The 18928-nt window shown below is 44.7% G+C and carries 17 protein-coding genes; 3 read left to right on the top strand and 14 right to left on the bottom strand.

Going from position 1 to position 18928, the window contains the following annotated elements; translation table 11 throughout:
- Position 1 precedes the first annotated feature (1 nt).
- The 6 genes from D2U88_RS03855 to D2U88_RS03830 all read right to left on the bottom strand — a co-directional run bounded on the left by D2U88_RS03855 (position 2) and on the right by D2U88_RS03830 (position 11265).
- Positions 2 to 4351 carry a CusA/CzcA family heavy metal efflux RND transporter gene (locus D2U88_RS03855; RefSeq protein WP_119638977.1) on the bottom strand — a complete coding sequence of 1450 codons (4350 nt, stop codon included), beginning with the start codon at positions 4349 to 4351 and terminating at the stop codon, positions 2 to 4.
- Positions 4352 to 4429: 78 nt separating this feature from the next.
- Entirely contained in the window at positions 4430 to 4798 is a 369-nt protein-coding gene (locus D2U88_RS03850) for a hypothetical protein (RefSeq protein ID WP_147378226.1), read from the bottom strand.
- A gap of 115 nt (positions 4799 to 4913) precedes the next feature.
- Positions 4914 to 6662: a glycoside hydrolase family 13 protein gene (locus D2U88_RS03845; protein ID WP_119638975.1), complete on the bottom strand. Its 1749-nt coding sequence runs from the start codon at positions 6660 to 6662 to the stop codon at positions 4914 to 4916.
- Between the two features lie 72 nt (positions 6663 to 6734).
- Complete coding sequence (locus D2U88_RS03840; protein ID WP_220473477.1) at positions 6735 to 9851, bottom strand: VPS10 domain-containing protein; 3117 nt, start codon at positions 9849 to 9851, stop codon at positions 6735 to 6737.
- Positions 9852 to 9983: 132 nt separating this feature from the next.
- On the bottom strand, positions 9984 to 10460 hold the full coding sequence (locus D2U88_RS03835) for a hypothetical protein (protein WP_119638974.1): 477 nt from the start codon (positions 10458 to 10460) through the stop codon (positions 9984 to 9986).
- A 7-nt stretch (positions 10461 to 10467) separates the two neighbouring features.
- Entirely contained in the window at positions 10468 to 11265 is a 798-nt protein-coding gene (locus tag D2U88_RS03830; protein ID WP_235855716.1) for an SDR family NAD(P)-dependent oxidoreductase, read from the bottom strand.
- A 57-nt stretch (positions 11266 to 11322) separates the two neighbouring features.
- Here D2U88_RS03830 and D2U88_RS03825 point away from each other — a divergent pair, with 57 nt between their 5' ends.
- Genes D2U88_RS03825 through D2U88_RS03815 form a run of 3 tightly spaced genes read left to right on the top strand, consistent with a single transcriptional unit; the run spans position 11323 to position 12577 of the window.
- Positions 11323 to 11763, top strand: coding sequence for a hypothetical protein (locus D2U88_RS03825; protein WP_119638972.1), 441 nt, complete (start codon positions 11323 to 11325; stop codon positions 11761 to 11763).
- A complete protein-coding gene (locus D2U88_RS03820; RefSeq protein WP_235855715.1) occupies positions 11760 to 12173 on the top strand; it encodes a DUF2141 domain-containing protein in 414 nt (137 codons plus the stop codon). Before D2U88_RS03825 ends, D2U88_RS03820 begins: the two co-directional genes overlap by 4 nt.
- Positions 12174 to 12184: 11 nt before the next feature.
- The gene (locus tag D2U88_RS03815; RefSeq protein ID WP_119638970.1) at positions 12185 to 12577 is read left to right on the top strand and encodes a DUF423 domain-containing protein; all 393 of its coding nucleotides are present in this window, start codon (positions 12185 to 12187) and stop codon (positions 12575 to 12577) included.
- 101 nt (positions 12578 to 12678) lie between these two features.
- Here D2U88_RS03815 and D2U88_RS03810 read toward each other — a convergent pair whose 3' ends face one another.
- The 8 genes from D2U88_RS03810 to D2U88_RS03780 form a co-directional block, all read right to left on the bottom strand.
- Entirely contained in the window at positions 12679 to 13242 is a 564-nt protein-coding gene (locus tag D2U88_RS03810) for a hypothetical protein (RefSeq protein ID WP_119638969.1), read from the bottom strand.
- A 79-nt stretch (positions 13243 to 13321) separates the two neighbouring features.
- Positions 13322 to 14032, bottom strand: coding sequence for a DUF4097 family beta strand repeat-containing protein (locus D2U88_RS03805; protein ID WP_119638968.1), 711 nt, complete (start codon positions 14030 to 14032; stop codon positions 13322 to 13324).
- A gap of 30 nt (positions 14033 to 14062) precedes the next feature.
- A complete protein-coding gene (locus D2U88_RS03800) occupies positions 14063 to 14815 on the bottom strand; it encodes a DUF4097 family beta strand repeat-containing protein (RefSeq protein ID WP_119638967.1) in 753 nt (250 codons plus the stop codon).
- Between the two features lie 19 nt (positions 14816 to 14834).
- Positions 14835 to 15626 carry a HEAT repeat domain-containing protein gene (locus D2U88_RS03795; RefSeq protein WP_119639026.1) on the bottom strand — a complete coding sequence of 264 codons (792 nt, stop codon included), beginning with the start codon at positions 15624 to 15626 and terminating at the stop codon, positions 14835 to 14837.
- Positions 15627 to 15628: 2 nt separating this feature from the next.
- Entirely contained in the window at positions 15629 to 16153 is a 525-nt protein-coding gene (locus tag D2U88_RS03790) for an RNA polymerase sigma factor (RefSeq protein ID WP_147378520.1), read from the bottom strand.
- Positions 16154 to 16283: 130 nt separating this feature from the next.
- A complete protein-coding gene (locus D2U88_RS19475; protein WP_182859093.1) occupies positions 16284 to 16433 on the bottom strand; it encodes a hypothetical protein in 150 nt (49 codons plus the stop codon).
- Positions 16434 to 18650, bottom strand: coding sequence for a ferrous iron transport protein B (gene feoB, locus D2U88_RS03785; RefSeq protein WP_119638965.1), 2217 nt, complete (start codon positions 18648 to 18650; stop codon positions 16434 to 16436).
- The gene (locus tag D2U88_RS03780) at positions 18647 to 18889 is read right to left on the bottom strand and encodes a FeoA family protein (protein WP_119638964.1); all 243 of its coding nucleotides are present in this window, start codon (positions 18887 to 18889) and stop codon (positions 18647 to 18649) included. The genes feoB and D2U88_RS03780 overlap by 4 nt, the downstream gene beginning before the upstream one ends.
- Between the last annotated feature and the right edge of the window lie 39 nt (positions 18890 to 18928).

The raw sequence follows: 18928 nt of genomic DNA, 5'->3' as shown, positions 1-18928 counted from the left end.
GTTATAATGTTATGGTCAAGTAATTAATGGCGATTACGGTCTTATTGTATTGGTTGAGGACATCCAAGTAATTCAGCTGGATGTCGTAAGCGTTCTCCAAGCTCTGGATGTATTGGAAAAAGTCGATTTCCCCATTGCTGAAATTACCCGAAGCCGCTTTCAAAATCTGCTCGGAAAGTAGCCCCCCTTCATCTTCATAATAGGAGAGTTCCTTGGTCTGCTGCTCCAACTGCTGCAAAAGGGACCTGTGCCGTTGGTTTGTGGTGATGCTGATTTCCTGGTTTTCCATGGCCGTGATCTTGGTCTGGATCTTGGAGGATTTTACCCTGTTGCTGTGTCCGAAGAAAAACAAAGGAACCCTTATTCCCAATTGCACTCCGTACAGGGAGGTACCGAGGCCTTTATTGGTCCCTTGAAAATATTCCAGGTCGATGTCGGGCAACAATCGGTTTTCTTCCAACCGTTTTTGGGCATTGCTCAACTCTTGGCGCTGATCCAAGAAGGCGGTTTCCGTTTCCAATAGGCCAGTGGTGTTCAAGACCGATAGCTTTTCCGGTTTTTCAATGGCAATATCCAAGGTGTCGCCACTTTGCACCAAACTGATGATCAATGCCTTGGTGGTGATAATTTCCTGCTGGGTCTTGGTGAAGGTATTGGCAATCTGCCGTTGTTTGGCTTGGGCCGTCACCTTTTCCAGATAGTTGGTCTCACCGAGCTCAAAACGTCGGTTCGCTGCATGGGCAAACTTGGTGTAGATGCTATCCAGCGTATGGTACATTTTGGCTTTTTGATGCAGCGTTTGGTAATCGTAATACGCCGTGCTCAATGATTGGAACAGGGTCTTTTTCTGAAGTTCCAAAGTAGATTTTTGCAGCTCGAAATTCGATTTTTGCACCTTACTTTTCGCACCGTAAACCGTCGGAAATTCCAACATCTGCTTTGCGCCGAAAACCTTTAAAGGCTCCCCGTTCAACGCCAGGTTGTTCTCATCGTATTGATAGTAGAAATCGGTCTTTTCCAACTGAAATGCAGTTCCTTTTAACGCTTCGGCCTGATCCACCATCAAAGCACCCGCCTGTATGCCCTTGTTGTTTTTTAAGGACAGGGCCTTCAAATCTTCCAGATTCAATTTGGATTGTGAGAATCCGGATATAGAAATCAAAAGCAGCAAAAGAGTCAATCCTTGGTTTTTCATCATCTTTTTCATTTTTCTTCGCTTTCTCATACCCTTAAACTTAATGTTGTGTGAATAGGCATATAAAACGGGCAACACCACCAAGGTGAGCATGGTTGCCGTCACCAATCCACCGATGACCACCGTTGCCAAAGGCCTTTGTACTTCGGCACCTGCATTGGTGGATACTGCCATGGGCAAAAAGCCCAAGGCCGCAGCCGATGCGGTCAACAATACGGCCCGCAATCGATCTTTGGTTCCCTGTTTGATGAGATCTTCCATGGAATCGAAATCCTTTCCCTTCAATTCCTTAAAATGTTCGATAAGGACGATACCGTTGAGCACTGCAATACCAAAGAGTGCAATGAAACCGACTCCCGCAGAAATACTGAAGGGCATTCCCCTTAACCATAGTAATAGAACACCTCCCACAGCAGAAAGCGGTATGGCGGAAAATATCAACAAGGCTTCCTTTACCGATCCAAAGGCAAAATAAAGCATAATGAAAATGAGCAACAATGCAATAGGAACGGCAATCATCAACCTAGCTTTTGCATTTTGCAAATTTTCAAATTGTCCACCATAGGAAATACTGTACCCAGTAGGCAACTTGATGTGTTGGTTGATCAACAATTGTACATCGTCTACCACAGATTGTAAATCGCGATTCCGCACGTTGATACCCACTACAATTCTTCTTCTGGTGTTGTCCCGCGATATTTTCGCCGCCCCTTTTTGATAGGTGATCTCAGCCAATTCGCTCAACGGAATCTTTCCTCCGGAAGGGAGGTCCACATACAGGTTTTTAAGATCGGAAATATCCTGTCGATTTTCTGAATCCAATCGAACGGCCATGTCGAACTGCCGCTCCCCTTCAAAAACGCTACCTACAATTTTCCCTGCAAAGCCCATGGAAATCATTTCATTGAGGTCGGCTATGTTGAGGCCGTGACGGGCAATTTTTGCTCGATCGTAGGATACGTTCATTTGCGGCAGACCTTCCACTTTTTCCACGGTGATGTCCGAGGCTCCCTCCACATTTTCGATGAGTTGTTTGATTTCGTTGGCCTTTTTGTTCAGTGTTTCAAGGCTTTCCCCAAAAATCTTGATGGCGATATCGGCCCGAACCCCGGTGATCAACTCGTTAAAACGCATTTCAATAGGTTGGGTAAACTCTACTTCCATGCCGGGAATCACTGCAAGGGCTTTTTTGAACTTGTCAGCCAATTCATCTTTGGTCTCCGCAGAAACCCACTCCGATTTGGGTTTTAGGGATATGATTACGTCGCTTTCTTCCATGGACATAGGATCTGTGGGTACCTCAGCGGCCCCGATCCTACTGACCACTTGCTTTACCTCAGGGAATTGGTCCATTAAAATTTTCTCGATCTTGGTGGTTGTCTCCACGGTTTTCTCCAATGAGGTCCCTGTCTTAAGAATCGGTTGGATTACAAAATCCCCTTCGTCCAGCGTTGGGACAAATTCGCCGCCCATGGAACTGAACAGAAGAATGGCACCAACCAACAGGGCTGCGGCAACGGATAGCACCAATTTTTTACTTTCCATGGCCCAGTGGATTACGGGTTCGTACTGCCTGTTGATCCAGTTTACCAAACGCGCGGATATCCCTTTGGATTCATCCTTGCTCGGCTTCAGAAATAAGGCCGAAGCAACCGGAACATAGGTAAAACACAACAGAACTGCCCCAAGTAATGCAAAACTGAACGTCAAAGCCATAGGTTTGAACATTTTGCCCTCAACACCACTCAATGATAGAATAGGGATGAACACAATTAAAATGATCAACTGCCCAAACACTGCGGAGTTCATCATCTTGGTGGCACCTTGTACCGTGATTTCATCCTTTACTGCTTGTATTTCATGTTTGCCCAAATTGGCCAGTTCGGCTTGTTTTTGACTGATTTGAAAGGCAATGAATTCCACAATGATAACTGCTCCGTCGATGATGATACCAAAGTCGATCGCACCAAGGCTCAATAAGTTGGCGTCGACCCCAAAAATGTTCATCATGGTGAGGGCGAACAACAAGCAAAGTGGGATCACGGAGGCGACCACAAGGCCCGAACGCCAATTTCCTAGAAGCAGGACCACCACAAAAATCACAATGAGACATCCTAAAATGAGGTTCTCCGTTACGGTAAAAGTGGTTCTTCCGATCAACTCGCTACGATCCAAAAATGGATTGATATAAACCCCTTCGGGCAAGGATTCCGAGATGCTGGCTACCCTTTCCTTTACGGCTTCGATCACTCGTTTGGAATCGGCATCCTTTAACATCATGATCTGGCCCAGTACCTTTTCCCCTTCCCCATTACCGGTAATGGCACCAAAGCGGGGAGCGCTACCGAACCCGACCTTGGCAATGTCCTTAATATAAATAGGTATGCCGTTTCGGGTGGTGACCACGATATTTTCAATATCCTTGAGGTTGTTCACCAAACCTTCCCCGCGGATAAAATAGGCTTGGTTTACTTTTTCGATATAACCGCCCCCGGCAATACTGTTGTTTTTTTCCAAAGCAGTGAACACTTCGGTGGCCGCAATGTCCAAAGCATTCAATTTTTGGGTCTCGATGGCGACTTCGTATTGTTTGAGGTGTCCTCCCCAAGTGTTGACTTCGACTACTCCCGGAATACCGGAGAGTTGACGTTTCACGATCCAATCCTGAATGGTCCTAAGATCGGTGGAGGTATATTGACCTTGATATTTGGGTTCAACGTCCAGAATGTATTGATAGATTTCTCCCAAACCGGTGGTAATGGGTCCCATTTCAGGGGTGCCAAACCCTTCCGGGATACGTTTGGATGCCGATTTGATCTTTTCGGCGATGAGTTGCCGGGGCAGATAGGTTCCCAGATTATCCTCAAAGACAATGGTGACCACCGAAAGCCCGAATTTGGAAACCGATCGGATTTCTTTGACCCCGGGCAGGTTGGCCATTTCCAGCTCAACCGGGTAGGTGATGAACTGTTCCATATCCTGGGTGGACAAACTACTTGAAGTGGTGAGTACCTGTACCTGGTTATTGGTCACATCTGGAACGGCGCCAATGGGAATTTGTGATAGGGAGTACAAACCTACCAACGCAATAAATAAAGTAAAGAGTAGAACAATGAACTTGTTCCTTATACTAAAAGAAATGATTTTTGAAAACATGATTCATAGAAAATGATAGCATTATAGATTCAATAAGGCTTCTGTAAAAAGTGTCCGGCAACACCGGATAACTATGAATTATGCTTGTTTGGGTGGTTGGAACAGCCCGTCGCCCCAAATTTGGGAGTCCGACATTTGATAATGGAAATTGCCCTTTCTTACCACGGGGATTTCCGAGCGGGATTCAAAAAAAGGATTGGAATCCACCATAAAGACCAAATGCTGCAAACATTGTGATTGGTGCTGAAATGGCAATTTTTCATGGTCTTTTTGTTCCTCCTGGTGCTTTTCGTTGTGTGAGGCTTTCAATTCGCCGTAGTGCTTGGACATAAAAACCATGAAACTATCCCCATATTCCTCGCTGTGGAATTTGTAGTGCTCCACCAACTGCCCCATTTCCACCAAATCCTTAAAATGGATATTGATGCTCTGGAGCAAAATGAGCATTGCAGTTAATATGGTAATAAGTTTATTCATCCTGACACGATAAAATTACAACAATACATGGTAGGATAAATGTTTGGTTACTAATTTAGAATGAGTCTGATTTTTTGACAATGAATTAGTTGATGTTTAAAATCACCGCTTGGAACGGTTTCATTTTTATGGAATCGTCAATAATTTGAAGGTCATTATAATTATTTATAATAATTGGGGATTTGGCCCAACCTGCCTCAAGGGTAATGCCGGAACTTTCTTTAGAAAAGTTTAACAGGATCAAAAGCGTTTTGCCTTCCAAAGTTCTGGTATAGGCATAAATAGAAGGATGTTCTGGAGCCAAAAGCTCATAGCTTCCATAGACCAGAACAGGATTTTGTTTTCGAAGTGTTGTCAATTCCCGAAAATGATTCAGTACGGAACCGGGATTGAAGTTCTCCTTTTGTACGTTGATGTCGACATAATTAGGATTGACAGGAAGCCAAGGGGTTCCCAAGGTAAATCCTGTATTTACCGAATCATTCCATTGCATGGGGGTTCGTCCATTGTCCCTGGAACCAAAATTGAGTTTCTTCATGAACAAGTCCATATCCTCACCTTCGGACAATGCCTTTTGATAGCCATTGAGGGCTGCAATGTCCTGATATTGTGTAATGGTATCAAAATCAATATTGGTCATTCCAAGTTCATCCCCATAATAGCAATAGGGAGTGCCCCGCATGCTCAAAATAAAGGTGTTCAACAATTTGGCCGAGGCACTTCGGTATGCTTCGGTGTCATTGCCCCATCGACTTACCATTCTGGCTTGGTCGTGGTTGGCCAAAAAAATGGAAAGCCATCCGTCTTTGGCAAATTCCTTGTCCCATTTGCTGAACACTTCCTTCATGGTTGCCAATTCATATCCCTCATATTTGGGAATATCCACCCCTTCAAAGGCATAGGCCATATTGAGCTCTTTTCTGCCCTGATCCACTAATTTATGGGCGTCATCAAAATTACGGCCGGCGCCTTCTGCCACGCTCATGACATCGTACTTGCTAAAGACTTCTTGGTTCATTTCCTTCAGATAGTCGTGGAGCCCATCCTGCATGGCATAGTATTGAATGAAGTCCTTCTCAAAACCATCGGGAAATTTAGGATAGGTGGTATCCTTGGCCGCAAACTGAAAGGCATCCAACCGAAAACCGTCCACGCCCTTATCGGCCCAAAATTTCATGATGTCGTAGACTTCGTGGCGTACTTTTGGGTTGGACCAATTGAGGTCGGGTTGTTGCTTCGCAAAATAATGAAGGTAGTAGGCGTTGGTCAATGAATCATATTGCCAGGCATTGCCCTTGGCATCGAACAAACTATAGCGATAAGGAGGCTCACCTTTTTCTGCCGGCCACCAATGATAATAATCACGATAGGGATTGTCCCGTGAACTTCGGGATTGTTTGAACCATTCATGTTCATCGCTGCTATGGTTCACTACAATGTCCATGACCAATTTGATGTCCCGCTCATGCATTCCGGCCAAAAGGGCATCAAAGTCTTCCATGGTTCCGAATTCTTCCATGATGCCGCGATAGTCGCTCACATCGTAGCCGTTATCGGCATTGGGCGAGCTATAGATGGGATTGAGCCAAACGGCCGTTACTCCCAAACTTTTAATGTAATCGAGCTTTTCTATGATGCCTTTTAGGTCTCCGACACCATCACCATCCGAATCTTTAAAACTACGGGGATAAATCTGGTAAACGATGGCCTCTTTCCACCATTCGGCATTTTGAACAGAGGTAGTGGTCTGCGGGTTGTTATTTTGTTTACAGGAATTGGCCAAGATCAGGGCTATAAGAAGACAAATCACCCATCTTATTGAGGAACGTTTCATCACAGTTAAATTATGCGCTATGTTCCTTAAAGATAGGTGATTTGCCTGAAATCATACCGTTAGGAAATGTTGTTATTCCAAACTGATGGTAGCACTACCATTTTTTTCCAAAAAGGCATTCACTTTTGGGAGTTGTTTTTCCAGTATACTGTTCAATTTTCCGATATGGATATCCAGTTCCTTTGACAGCTCATCAAAAACTACGTAGGAAGCATCAGTGGGTTTGGCATCGCCATTTTCAATACTGCGTTGAAGGGAAATGAACCTGTTGTTGAGCTTTATCGGGAAGTTCAAGGGATCCTGTCCGGACTGGTTCCGAACTTGATAAAGATCTTCCTCCACAACGGTCAGGGGCTCCATAAGACCACTTGAAAGTTTTTTGAACTGCTTGCTTGTGATTTCCTTGCCGATACTATCCAATTGTTTGCGGATGCCTCTGATCTGGATCACTGCCTCGTTGGCAATACTTGCCTTTTTGGTAATCTTGGAAGCCAATTCAAATTGTTTGTCCAGATCTTCTGCCGTAATGCCTTTCAAGTTGGGATCCATGACCACATGAAAAGGTAGCTCCTGTACCACTTCATCTCCTACTTTCATTTTGACCTTATACGCGCCCAAAGGTGCCTTTGGACCGTTTTTGACCGATCCACCCCAAATGATGATGCCATCAAAAGTAGTAGGACCGGGATACCTTAAGTTCCAGGTAAAGGTGTTGATGCCTTTGGCCGTGGTGGGTTTGGTGCTACTTCCCCTGCTGTACCAAGAATCGTCATCATCTTTTTTGTACTTAGGCTGATTCCCTCCAAAGGAGTCGATCAGGTTTCCTTTGGCATCCAGTATTTCAAAAGTGATGGTATCTACCTGTTCCTCCAGATAATATTGGAAGTTGGCATTGTAAATACCCCGGATGACATCGGTTGGTTTAAAGAGGACATTTTTTTTGCTCTTCAGCTCGGGAGAATATTCGCGAAGGGGTTGAATATCATCCAAGATCCAGAACCCCCTGCCATGCGAACCAAGCACTACGTCATTGTCCTTGATGACCAAATCCCTGATCGGGGTATCAGGAAGGTTCAACTGAAGGGACTGCCAGTTATCCCCATCATTGATGGAAAAATAGACCCCGTGTTCCGTGGCCAAGAAAAGAAGGCCTTCTCTTTGGTGGTCTTCACGGATGGCCCTTGCAAAATGCCCTTTTTCAATTCCGGTAATGATCTTGGTCCAGGTTTTACCATAATCATGTGTCTTGAAAACGTAGGGTTCGCGGTCGTCCACTTGGTAGCGGTTTGCCGCCACATATAAAGTGCCAGGATTGTGGACAGATTCATCAATGATACTGACCCTAGAGAATTTCGGAAGGTCTTTTGGGGTGATGTCGGTCCAAGTTTTGCCGCCATCACGGGTAACGTTAATCTTGCCGTCATCCGATCCTGCCCAAATGGTATTGATGTCATGGTAGGATGGCGCCAAGGCAAAAACTGTGGCATAAATTTCCGGTCCGTTCATGTCCATGGTGATTACACCGCCCGTTTTGCCTAAAGTCTCGGGATCGGCATAAGTAAGATCAGGACTTATTTTTTCCCATGTTTGACCATCATTGGTCGTTTTCCAAACATGTTGGGAGCAAGTGTACATCACATTGGGATTTTTGGGAGCAAACATGATCGGGAAGGTCCACTGCCAACGTTCGGGAAGGGCACTCGCAGGTTCCCCGGAGAAAAATCGGGGGTACACCTGTATGTCCCGGGTTTGGCCATTGCTTCGGTCATATCGGGTCAATAAGGCTCCTTGGCTTCCGGCATAAAAAATATCGGGATTGGTTGGGCTCTGTGTGATCCAACCACTTTCACCACCTCCTACGGCATAGTACCAACCTTTATTGGGTCCACGCGCCTGCATAAAATCCCATCCATCGCTGGGCATGGCCAAAGTGGTATTGTCCTGTTGGGCACCCGCTACATGGTAGGGCACATCACTGGTGGCCATTACATGGTAAAATTGCGAAGTAGGATAATCCTGATCGGTCCAGGTTTTACCACCATTAAGGCTTACAATACCTCCACCATCGTTGCTACTGACCATTCTTTCGGGATTGTTCGGGTCTATCCATAGGTCATGGTTGTCGCCGTGGGGAGGTTTTATGGTCACATCAAAGGTTTTCCCGCCATCGGTGGACTTGAAAAAGCCCACGTTCAATCCGTAGACCACATCTTTATCTTTGGGGTCCGCATAAATTCTGGAATAGTAGAAAGCACGTTGTCTTAATTTGCGCTCGTTATTGGTAAGTTCCCAAGTTTTTCCTCCATCATCCGATCTAAAAACGCCACCTTCGTTGGCTTCCACAATGGCCCAGACCCTGTTAGAATCCACAGGAGAAACCGTAACACCGATTTTCCCGATAGGACCCTTGGGCATACCTGCATTTTGGGTAAGGTCGGTCCACGTTTCACCACCGTCAGTGGATTTCCAAAGCTTACAATCCGGCCCACCGCCCCACATTTTCCAGGCTTTTCTATATACCTGCCACGTACTGGCATAAAGGGTATTGGGGTTGTTTCTGTCAATGATCAAATCGGCTGCGCCAGCTTTATTGCTTACATAAAGTACTTTTTTCCAGGTAGCTCCACCATCTATACTTTTAAAGACGCCACGCTCTTCGTTGTCCCCATAGGGGTGACCAAGGGCTGCTACGTAAACGATATTTTCGTTGGTAGGGTCAACACGAACCCTTGCAATGGCTTGGGTTTCTTCTAGGCCTAAGTGCATCCATGTTTTGCCGCCATCGGTGGTTTTATACACGCCATCCCCTTGGGTGATGCTTCCCCTTAATTGGGTTTCGCCCATTCCGATATAGACCACATCGGGATTGGTCTCCGCTACTGCAACAGCACCGACAGAGGAGCTGGTTACCTGTCCATCGGTTACACAAGACCAGGTGTTGCCCCCGTCAACGGTTTTCCAAAGTCCACCACCAGTGGCCCCAAAATAATATTCGTTGGGTCTTGAGGGGCTTCCCGCGCAGCCTAACGATCGGCCGCCCCTTTCTGGGCCAATGTTTCGCCATTTAAAACCGCTATAAAAACTGGTGTCCACTTGCATGGTAGGAGCATTCTGGGCGTAATTGAACAATGAGGATAGGAACATGGACAGTAGCAGCCATGTTCTGGTTGAGGTTTTTAGCATTCCCATGATGTCGGTGTTGGTTATGAGTAGTTAAATAAAGCTACAATTTACTCAATACGATTGAAAATGATTCACCATTTGTGAGGATGTCCCCCATATTTTTAACCATTCTAAAGAAACTGTTGAGAATACTTCAAACTAGCTTTTCAAATGGGTCAATTGCTCCCCAAAATCATATTGCAAATCTTCATGGAGCGGGGGCAATTTCTTTTCGATATAGATCAATTGCCTATCGTACAAGTTTTTTAAAGTGGTATTACGGTGGATGGAAGGCCGAAGGGCTTTCAGTTTTTCACAGAAATAGAGCAGTAGTTCCACTTCGGTTTCTTTGTTGCCTGAATAGCGGATGTACTTTTTAATGATTCGGAGGATTTTCCGGACACTTTTTTTGATGTAGAAATAGCTGTTCACATTGATTTCAGAAAACAACTCGTCCACTTCTAGCTTTACGGATGCTATATATCCCGATTCACTGTCCGCCTCAAAAAGCAGGTAGGTAAGGAGTTCCTTGTTTTCCTTTTTGAACCGGGCCAATCGCAAGCACAGTTGGACCACTTCATCCGAAGATTTATATTGGAGTTCTTTTTTGAGCTGTGCTATGGTAGATGCCTTCATCGATGGTTTATCTCAAATAGGAGGCTCCGTTCACGTCGATAATGGTACCAGAAGAATAGGCGGCACCTTCCGATGCCAAAAACAATATGGCATGGGCCACTTCTTCCGGTCGGGCCATCCGTTTAAAGGGAGATTCCCGCAAAAGATTTTCACGTTCGGCAGGGGTAAGGGTTTCCTGTGCCATTTCGGTCTCGGTGAACCCTGGGGCCACAACCCCCACATAAATGTGGTACGGGGCCAGTTTTTTGGCCAACGATTGACTCATGGCATTCAGGGCGGCCTTGCTTGCGCCATAAGCGGGTTTGGTGGGCTCTCCCCGGAAAGATCCTCGGGAAGAGACATTGACAATGTGTCCGCCACCCGATTTCATCATGGCCTTGGCTCCCCAATAGCAGAGATTTGCTGCCGCAAAGAGGTTGGTTTCAAAAGTTTTTTCCCAGGCATGGGTCCAATGATCAAAGTCCACATGGTCCAATTCATGAAAAATGGAAATGCCCGCATTGTTCACCAAAACATCCAATTGGCCATAAACCTTGATGAAATCATCGATCAATGCCTTGGTCTCTTCCTTTTGGGAAATGTCCCGTTTAAAAAGATAATGACCTTCCCCGGGAAGTTCTTGTAATGTCATTTGGGCTGCCTCGTCATGGCTCCTGTAGTTGATCCCGACCTTGGCTCCTTTTTTTGCGAAGGCCATGGCGGTGGCTTTTCCGATGCCGCGTGAGGCCCCTGTGATCAGTACGTTCTTTCCTGTAAAATCCATAATGGTGGTTCTTGATGTTCCAAAGATAATAGGAATGGGCATTTTTGAATGCTAATTTGAATTGCACTACCTTTAAATCCATCAACCGTATCTAACAATATGGGCAAAAAGAAAAGACATTGGCTTTGGAATGTACTGATCGTGATTACCTTGGTATTTTGCGTGCTCGTTTTTGTGGAGCATTACAAAAATTGGCATAAGATAGAGGAAGGCAACCTTAGAATTTTCTCAGGTATCTACTACCAGAAGGTTCCGTTGGCCGAGATTGATAGTGTTCTTTTGGTAGATAAACTGCCCGAAATGGAACGCTCCAGTGGCTTTTCATGGGGGATGAAGGAAAAAGGGGTTTTTAAGGATTCCATCACCCAAGCCAAGGTGTATGTTTTTGTGGACGACCTACGGCAGCAGAAGATCAAACTGGTGTACCATGACTCGCTCAAAATGTACATCAACCTGCAGGATAGTCTTCAAACCCAAGAATTATACTCTATTTTGCAAACGGACTTGCAAGATCGTATGTCTTCCAAAGGAAAAGAATGATGAGGATTTTTTTTGTTTTCTGTTTGGTGGTTTTTCCCATGATACTCTTGGCCCAAAACACCATTTCGGTACATGTGAACAATGTGTCATCCAAAAAAGGTAAAGTAAATGTGGCCGTCTACAATTCGGATGAAGCCTTTCTCTCCTTTGAGCAGGTCTTGACAACGGAAAGTGTGCAGGCCAATGAAGGCAGCGTTGTGTTAAAGATTGCAAACCTGCCCGCAGGGGAATATGCCTTGGCCGTCTTCCACGATGAAAACGATAATGGCAAACTGGATACCAATTGGTTGGGTATCCCCAGGGAAAAGGTGGCCTTTTCGAATGCCGAGATGAAAACCTTCGGGCCACCCAAATACAAGGAATGTGCCTTTCACATTACCTCGGATTACATAATCAACATAAATCTTTAAAAAGAATACGAATGGGAACACTGTTTATGGCACAACTTATGGGAGCATTGTACGGGCTACTGGCTGTGGTTTTTGGTGCCTTTGGTGCCCACGCCCTTAAAAAGAAATTGACCCCCGAACTCTTACATAGTTTTGAGACAGGGGTCAAATATCAGATGTACCATGCCCTAGTGCTTTTGGTACTTGGTTTTAACCTAAGTTTTGACGGACCATTGGATTCGGCCATGGTCAACTGCTTCATCTTTGGTACGTTGCTGTTTTCCTTCAGTATTTATGCACTTTGTTTAAGTGCGGCCAAAGGGGAAAAACTTCGGTTTTTGGGTCCGGTTACCCCAATTGGGGGATTGCTATTGGTAATCGGTTGGGCCCTATTGCTCTATTCCTTTGTTTCCAATTTGATTTAGGGTCTTCGTCACTAATTGCAGATTATCATATTCATTTTGAATAGGTCACAACTTTTATGCTTATGGCGTTGTGCAAAGAATTGTATGCTTGCCATCCTAAATTACCTTCCATTATTTTGTAATGCTAGTTTGTCAAAATGGCGTTTTAATATACTTCTTGATAAACTGTCCGAATAGTTTGGGCAATTGTAATATTTTCGATGCAATCCATATGACCATTTTTCTAATAAGTCATAATCAAAATGAACCATGTCCTCAATTTTACTTTCAATAAAAACAAGCTTTAGGGCACTTTCATCCATAACCCCAAGTCCGGCATCAAACAAATTTTTATCTGGCAACCTTACAAGAACATGGTTGCAATCTGAACCATCCGGTTTCATCATAAAAACAATATTGACCGAGTCTTTGAACCTGGAATTCCACTCTTCATAGAAGGCATAGGCAAACTCACCGCATGGTCCCATGTCAACCCTCGACCATCCATCAATTGTGCCATAGGTTAAAAGAAGTTCATTTCTAAGTTCATTTAAAACTGCTATACGATTATTTTCAACCTGGGTAATGCTGTCATTACCCAGATTTTCCATATTTGGTTTGCCCGATTTTGACTGTGAGCATGAAAACAAAAGAAGTGCTGAAAAGACAATCACTGATTTTTTCATAATTTATTTTTTTGAATAACACAATTCTTACCCCATCACAAGATTGGGTCATGTTTCAGATATACCGCGTTGTTGTGATTTAGAGCCTTAAGTATACGTTACCGTTGATCGTGTTCAGTTTCAGGCGGTGCGAGGCATTGCCAAAACTACCCTCTACTTTTTGCCCTACATGACGCTTGGATACTGTAAGGTTCATTTTTTCATCGGCGTAAATGTTCCCGTTCAAGGTTTCGGCCACCATTTGGGTATCCTTCATGACCAAGTCAATGGCCCCGTTTATGGTCTGTAGGTCCATGTCGCCGTTGTACTTTTTGATGTCGATGTCCCCATTGATCAGGTCAGCGGTGAAATTACCTTCAATAATGTCGGATTGAAGCTCACCATTGATGCTGCTCACCTTGAAAGAAGCATTTTTCGGCACATAGAGCACGTAGTTGAACGTATAGGTATTATCTTCCATAAAACCTCTTTCCTTCATTCCTGGATGATTTTTGTCCCATTCATCCTGGAATGCTTTGAATACCGGAATGGCATCTTCCGAGATTGTGATGGATGAGTTACTTTCGTCTATGTCCAAATTATATAGATCGATGAATTTTCCATCTTTTGTGGTAATGTCCGCTTTGAAATAGACAGTGGATTTGTCCCACGTTTTCACTTCGATGTTGGATGCGAATTTTACATCAAGTTCAATGTATTGCCCAGAATAGTTAATGTTTTTTTCAATGATTTTTTGGGCGCTCAGGGATAGGGTGCAGAGACCTATCAAGGCTAGGATGAAATTTTTCATGACTGTTCGTTTTTTGATTTTTGATTTCGACTATTTTTTTCTCAGGTACATGTTCCCATTGGTCGACTTCATGGAAAAGCTGACCCCTCCACCGTTGATGGTGGATTTGATGTTTCTACCCAACAAGGTTCGCATACCGTCCTTTTCTGCAGCTTTAATATCGAAATCGGTGTACACATTGCCATTCAGGGTGCTTAGGGATAGATTGGCAGGCGTGTTGCTGGGTAAGGACACATCTACGGCACCATTGGTAGAGTAGAGGGAAATGGGTGAATCTTGTTTTACCGTACCGAAGGTTACGGTAAGTTCCCCGTTCAAGGTATTGGCGGTTACTGGACCGTTTACATTGGAGACCCTGACACTACCGTTCAATTGGGCATCTGCCTCAATTTCCCCAGCAAACCCGTCAATATCGATATCCCCGTTCCAAGTGCTCTTCACGGAAATATTTTGGTTTTTTGGCAGGTAGATTTCGGCATCACCGGTTTTTCTTAAGTTATAAACGATAAGGGTGCTGCCATCTTGGACTACGGAAAAGCCAACGTCGGTGTTATCGGTGCCGCCATCTCCCACTAATTTGAGGCCCTTGGCCCTTTCTGGGGTTTCAATTGATGGACCGGATTTGATCAACAGCTCATTGGAACTGTGGGTTTTTACCGTTACGTCTGCCTTGGATTCGATTTTTACCCATTGGATGCCACTCAACGATTTGGTATAATCGGCCTGGGCTTGGGCTACCGCACTGGCAAAGAGTACGGCTAAGATAATGGTGAATTTTCTCATGATTTTCGTTTTTTGATATTTATGTTAAACTTGGTAATACTGCTTTGATCTGTTCCTTGATGAATGGTTGGGTATCTTCATTTTCCAACAATTTCTTCATGGGTTCGGCCGCTTTTTTCTCTTGGATCTGAACCAAGGTCTGTATAATCGCCACCTGAATACTCGGATTTTTTTCCTTCTCCAATGCTTCGATGAGCACATGCTTTACGGTTTCCGAGGAAGTGTATTTGGATAGGGCCTCGAAAGCGGTCAACCGTACGTTATCGTTCTCATCGTTGAGCAATCGGTTGGCCAAGGCCTGAATAATGGCTTCATCCGGGTTCTCGAACTCTTCAATATAGGCTACCCCTTGGATACGTTTGCTGGCCGATTGGTTTTCCATAAGGGAAAGCATGGCGGTCTGTTTCATGTTCAGGTTTTCGTCCTTTAAATTGGCCAATTCCTGATCAATTTTTTTCTGCTGGAACACACTTCCCATCTGAAAGGAAGCTACCAAAAGAGCAATGCTGGCCGCAATTTTGAGTACGGAACTGGCCCAATCATATTTTTTCGTTTTGGACGACAAGGGAACTACTTTGCCCATAGCTGCTTTTTCCGCTTCCAAAGCTTCTTCAAACCTTGATTTTAAACGTTCCGAAGGAACGGGAACCACATCGTTCTTGAACGCCTTGAGGAGCGTTTCCATTTCCTTTACTTCCTGTTGGCATTGAGGACATTTTTCCAAGTGCCGTTGAATGTCTTTCATGGTCTCGTTGTCCAGGGAGCCATCCAAATATTCGGGGATAAGATCCAAAACGTGTTCGTTTTCCATGGTTATATCGTTTCTAAATAGATTTCCTTCAATTTTTTTAATATCCTGCAGACCTTGGTCTTGATCGCTCCAGGGGTACTGCCCATGATTTCCGCAAGGTCTTCGTACCGTATTTCCTGATAGCGGTTCAGGAAAATCAGCTCACGATCTTCTGGGGACAATCGGTTCAATGCATTTTGCAAATGCGCATTGTTTTCGGTCATATCATGTACCTCTTCAGCCGATTGGTAGGCCAATACCTCAATGTCTTCAAAGGTTTTGTGGTGCCTTGTAAAATGTGTCTTTAAATTGTTCCTGGCTATGGTGAACAACCAAGACTTGAAAGACCCCATATGGTATGAACTTCTATACTTGATCAACTTGTAAAAAACATCCTGCGTCAGGTCTTCGCTCAACATGCGGTCTCCCGACATTTTGAACAGAAAATTGTACACATGTTTGTGGTGCCTGTCAAAAAGTACCTTGAGCAAATCTAAATTGCCCTCGGCCACTTTTTGCATGATCATTTCATCTGAAAGCGCTTCCAAAAGATGTTTTTTAGTTGGCGTTTACTTTATATAGTCAGGAAATTAAGAAAGGTTACACGAGAATGAAAAAAAATTAAAGAATGCCCTAAGAAAGGAAGCAAAGGTTGTGGGTCTTTATGTGAAGAGAGGCTCAGCTACAACCGCAATTGTCCTGCCCGCAGCCCTTGGAATTTTTCTTGCTCCCATGGATCAAGGACTTGGGAAGAAGAAACTTGTACACCAAATAGGCAACGGCCATGCCCAAGATCAGATAGACCAATATGTGCTGAACCGTTTCCATTTAGATGAGGATTTGATAGGCTAACAATGCTACAAGGTAGGCAAAAACACTCATAAAGCCCAATTGGAACAAGGGCCATTTCCAAGAATTGGTCTCCCGTTTTACAATGGCAAGTGTGCTCATGCACTGCATGGCGAAGGCATAGAAAAGCATCAAGGAAATACCGGAGGCCAAGTTGAACAACGGCCTCCCCGAAGAATCCAGTTCGGCGGCCATTCTGGTTTTGATGGTTTCCTCCTCATCGCTCCCCACACTGTATATGGTGGCCAAAGTCCCCACAAATACCTCACGGGCCGCAAAGGAAGTGAGCACGGCGATACCGATTTTCCAATCGTAGCCCAAAGGTTTTACAACGGGTTCAAATGCTTTTCCGGCCTGGCCTATGTAGGAATGTTCCAACTTGTAGCTGGCAATTTCCTGGGCTTCGGCCCTTTCCCTTAGATCGTGGGTCATGGACTGTATGGAATCTTGAATGACTTCAGGTGTAATACCTTCAGCCAAGGCATTTTCCCGATAGGCATCAATATTGTTCTGGATATAGTTTTTACTGTATGTGCTAAGGCCTTCCTGTTCAATGCGATCGTTCACGATCTGCTCGGCGTTCTTGAAATCTTCGGAGTATCCGTTGGAACCCAAAAACCAAAGTACAATGGAGATGGCCAAGATGATTTTCCCTGCCCCGAACACAAAGCTCTTGGTCTTTTCCAAAACGGTATAGGCCACATTTTTCAATAAGGGTAGGCGATAGGTGGGCATCTCTACCATAAAGAGCGATCGGCTCTTAATTTTCAAAATCTTGTTCAGGATCATGGCGGAGAATATGGCCATGCCAAATCCGATGAGGTATAAAAGCATCAAGGTCAGGGCTTGATAACTCAGTCCTAAAATGGTTCCCTTTGGAATCACCAACGCAATCAAAATCAAATACACAGGTAGTCTGGCGGAGCAGGTGGTGAACGGTGTCACTAAAATGGTGATGAGCCTTTCCTTCCAATTTTCAATGGTTCGGGTAGCCATTACAGCGGGTATGGCACAAGCCGTTCCTGAAATGAGGGGCACGATGCTTTTTCCGCTCAGTCCGAAGGGTCGCATCAATCGATCCATTAAAAAAACCACCCGGCTCATGTATCCCGATTCTTCCAAAAGGGAAATAAAAAGGAACAAAAAGGCAATTTGGGGGATAAAGATGACGATACCACCAATCCCTGCAATGATGCCTTCGGCCAAAAGATCCGTAAAGACCCCGGGAGGCAAGGTATTTTTGATCCATTCGCTGGCCAGAGCAAATTGCTCATCAATAAAATCCATGGGATAGCTGCTCCAGTCAAAAATAGCTTGGAAAATAGTGAGCAGGATTACAAAGAAGATGAGATAACCGAAAATCTTGTGCGTCAGTATCTTGTCCAGGGAGGCACGGAAGCCCTTAGCGGCCAAGAAATCCACTTTGTAGGTCTCTTTTAGGGTGTTGTTGATGAACTGATAACGCAACACGGTTTCCTTGTGCTGCAATTTTTTGAGTTCTTCCTTGGACTTGGTGGTGAACGATGTGACGTCCTCAATGCGTTTCTTCTCAATCGGCATAAAGTTCACATCTTGGGTGATCACCAGCCAAAGTTTGTACAGATCCTCGTTGGGAAACGTTTTTTGAAGTCGTTCAAAGTACTCGGGGGATATTCTTTTGGCATCTACATTAGGCGCGGAAGACAGGTTTTTATAATCCGCAATGAGTTCTTTGATCCGTTCTATGCCTTGTCTTTTCCGGGTACTGACCAAGGCAATCTTGGTATCCAGCTTTTTTTCCATCGCCTCGATGTCCATGGAAATCCCTTTTCTGGACATACGGTCGGCCATATTGATGACCAGGATAGCGGGAATCTTCAGGTCTTTGATCTGGGTGAAAAGGAACAGGTTCCGTTTCAGGTTTTCCACATCGCTGATCACGACCGCCACATCGGGATAGTCTTTATCGTTCTTGTTCAACAGCAACTCAACCACCAAGCTTTCGTCCAAAGAGGTTGTGTTGAGGCTGTACGTGCCGGGAAGATCAAGAATGTGGGCCTTTACCCCTCTGGGAAGCTTGCAGATGCCCTCTTTTTTCTCTACCGTAATGCCCGGATAGTTACCCACTTTTTGTTTGAGCCCGGTAAGTTGGTTGAATACAGAAGTTTTTCCGGTATTGGGATTACCGATCAGGGCAACGTTGATATTCTTGCTCATAGGGCTTGGGTTTCTTCAATGATGTCCAGCTCAATGAGTTCGGCCAGTGATCGTCTAATGGCTATGTGGCTTCCACTTAGGTTAATGTAAATGGGATCGTTCAAAGGGGCCACTTGGATCAGTTCAATGCTGTTTCCGGGCAAACACCCGAGTTCCAATAGTTTGATCGGTAGAACATGTTCCGCAAAATCTTTGATGATTCCCTTTTGGCCTTGGGTGAGGTCTGCAACAGTAGCCACTAAGCTTATTTAGATTGAATTTAATTAAGGGCAAAAATA

The sequence above is a fragment of the Flagellimonas aequoris genome (assembly GCF_003584165.1).
Classification (GTDB): Bacteria; Bacteroidota; Bacteroidia; order Flavobacteriales; family Flavobacteriaceae; genus Flagellimonas; species Flagellimonas aequoris.
The sequence above is the reverse complement of the archived record's forward strand: the minus strand, read 5'-3'. Positions and strand labels throughout refer to the sequence as shown.

Bases quoted from the DNA above. Each gene is read 5' to 3' on its own strand.
- D2U88_RS03855 (WP_119638977.1), bottom strand. From the start codon at position 4,351: ATGTTTTCAAAAATCATTTCTTTTAGTATAAGGAACAAGTTCATTGTT.
- D2U88_RS03850 (WP_147378226.1), bottom strand. From the start codon at position 4,798: ATGCTCATTTTGCTCCAGAGCATCAATATCCATTTTAAGGATTTGGTG.
- D2U88_RS03845 (WP_119638975.1), bottom strand. From the start codon at position 6,662: ATGAAACGTTCCTCAATAAGATGGGTGATTTGTCTTCTTATAGCCCTG.
- D2U88_RS03840 (WP_220473477.1), bottom strand. From the start codon at position 9,851: ATGGGAATGCTAAAAACCTCAACCAGAACATGGCTGCTACTGTCCATG.
- D2U88_RS03835 (WP_119638974.1), bottom strand. From the start codon at position 10,460: ATGAAGGCATCTACCATAGCACAGCTCAAAAAAGAACTCCAATATAAA.
- D2U88_RS03830 (WP_235855716.1), bottom strand. From the start codon at position 11,265: ATGCCCATTCCTATTATCTTTGGAACATCAAGAACCACCATTATGGAT.
- D2U88_RS03825 (WP_119638972.1), top strand. From the start codon at position 11,323: ATGGGCAAAAAGAAAAGACATTGGCTTTGGAATGTACTGATCGTGATT.
- D2U88_RS03820 (WP_235855715.1), top strand. From the start codon at position 11,760: ATGATGAGGATTTTTTTTGTTTTCTGTTTGGTGGTTTTTCCCATGATA.
- D2U88_RS03815 (WP_119638970.1), top strand. From the start codon at position 12,185: ATGGGAACACTGTTTATGGCACAACTTATGGGAGCATTGTACGGGCTA.
- D2U88_RS03810 (WP_119638969.1), bottom strand. From the start codon at position 13,242: ATGAAAAAATCAGTGATTGTCTTTTCAGCACTTCTTTTGTTTTCATGC.
- D2U88_RS03805 (WP_119638968.1), bottom strand. From the start codon at position 14,032: ATGAAAAATTTCATCCTAGCCTTGATAGGTCTCTGCACCCTATCCCTG.
- D2U88_RS03800 (WP_119638967.1), bottom strand. From the start codon at position 14,815: ATGAGAAAATTCACCATTATCTTAGCCGTACTCTTTGCCAGTGCGGTA.
- D2U88_RS03795 (WP_119639026.1), bottom strand. From the start codon at position 15,626: ATGGAAAACGAACACGTTTTGGATCTTATCCCCGAATATTTGGATGGC.
- D2U88_RS19475 (WP_182859093.1), bottom strand. From the start codon at position 16,433: ATGGAAACGGTTCAGCACATATTGGTCTATCTGATCTTGGGCATGGCC.
- feoB (WP_119638965.1), bottom strand. From the start codon at position 18,650: ATGAGCAAGAATATCAACGTTGCCCTGATCGGTAATCCCAATACCGGA.